Here is a 1,594-nt window from a genome sequence, read left to right as displayed (position 1 = left end):
AAACGCCCGGTTACATTCCGAACCCGGAAGCTAAGCCTTTCAGCGCCGATGGTACTGCATGGGGGACCGTGTGGGAGAGTAGGACGCCGCCGAACAATCTTTCAAGGACCCTTGGTCCCAGCGTTCAGCTGGGACCAAGGGTCCTTTTTGTTTGTCTGTGTATTTCCCCGAAGCGCGCCTGTGAGCCGGGTGCGCGAGAATGTATGCGTACCTGAAGACAGGAGTCACCGTCGATGTCCACCAACTCTCCCGACGACCGCTCGGCCGGCGAGCCGCGTCGCGGAGGCCCTCGCGGCCCGCGTGGCGGCGGCTTCCGTCGCGACGACCGCTCCGGCGGCTTCCGTCGTGACGACCGTGGCCCGCGCCGCGATGACGACCGAGGTGGCTTCCGCCGGGACGACCGTCCGTCCTTCCGCCGTGATGACGACCGTGGCGGCTTCCGCCGCGATGACCGTCGTGACGAGCGGGGCGGTGGCTACGGCCGTCGCGACGACCGTCCCTCCTTCCGTCGTGACGATGACCGTGGTGGTTTCCGCCGCGATGATCGCCGCGATGAGCGTCGTGATGACCGTGGCCCGCGCCGCGATGACGACCGTGGCGGCTTCCGCCGGGACGACCGTCGTGACGAGCGGGGCGGTGGCTACGGCCGTCGCGACGACCGTCCCTCCTTCCGTCGTGATGACGACCGTGGCGGCTTCCGCCGCGATGATCGCCGCGATGACCGTGGGCCGCGTCGCGATGACGACCGTGGTGGTTACGGCCGTCGCGATGACCGTCCGTCGTTCCGTCGTGACGATGACCGTGGTGGTTTCCGCCGCGATGACCGGCGTGATGAGCGTCGTGATGACCGTGGTCCGCGTCGTGACGACGACCGTGGCGGCTTCCGCCGGGACGACCGTCCCTCGTTCCGCCGCGATGAGCGTCGTGACGATCGTGGCCCGCGCCGTGACGACGACCGTGGCGGCTACGGCCGTCGCGATGACCGTCCGTCGTTCCGTCGTGACGATGACCGTGGTGGTTTCCGCCGCGATGACCGCCGCGATGAGCGTCGTGACGATCGTGGCCCGCGCCGTGACGACGACCGTGGCGGCTTCCGCCGGGACGACCGTCCCTCGTTCCGCCGCGATGAGCGTCGTGACGACCGTGGCCCGCGTCGCGATGACGACCGTGGCGGCTACGGCCGTCGCGACGACCGCCGTGACGAGCGCGGCGGCGGTTTCGGCCGCCGGGACGACCGTGGCCCCCGTCGGGACGACCGCGGCGGCCCCCGCCGTTCCTTCCGTGACGACCGTCAGGGCGGCGGTTACCGCGGCCGCGACGACCGCTCCGGTGGTTACGGTCGCCGCGACGACCGGGACCGGGACCGCGACCGTGAGCCGGTGAAGCGGCTGCCGATCCCGGACGACGTGACCGGTGACGAGATCGACAAGGACGTCCGGCAGGAGCTGATGAGCCTGCCCAAGACGCTCGCGGAGGACGTCGCCCGCAACCTCGTCATGGTCGCCAGGCTGCTCGACGAGGAGCCCGAGCAGGCGTACGCCTACTCCCGTGTCGCCCTGCGGCTCGCGTCCCGCGTTGCCGCCGTGCGCGAGGC

General features: G+C 70.6%; 1 protein-coding gene, 1 rRNA gene and 1 pseudogene. All 3 read left to right on the top strand.

Annotated elements, in window-relative coordinates:
- Window positions 1–95, top strand: a 5S ribosomal RNA gene (gene rrf / locus AB0K09_RS33250); the annotation flags it as partial.
- Between the two features lie 250 nt (window positions 96–345).
- Complete coding sequence (locus tag AB0K09_RS33245; RefSeq protein WP_366069114.1) at window positions 346–1,383, top strand: hypothetical protein; 1,038 nt, start codon at window positions 346–348, stop codon at window positions 1,381–1,383.
- Between the two features lie 5 nt (window positions 1,384–1,388).
- Window positions 1,389–1,594: pseudogene (locus AB0K09_RS33240) on the top strand (hypothetical protein); the annotation flags it as partial.

The organism is Streptomyces sp. NPDC049577 (genome assembly GCF_040675635.1).
Taxonomy (GTDB): Bacteria; Actinomycetota; Actinomycetes; order Streptomycetales; family Streptomycetaceae; genus Streptomyces.
Note: the sequence above shows the minus strand (reverse complement) of the source record. Positions and strands in the feature narration are given on the sequence as shown.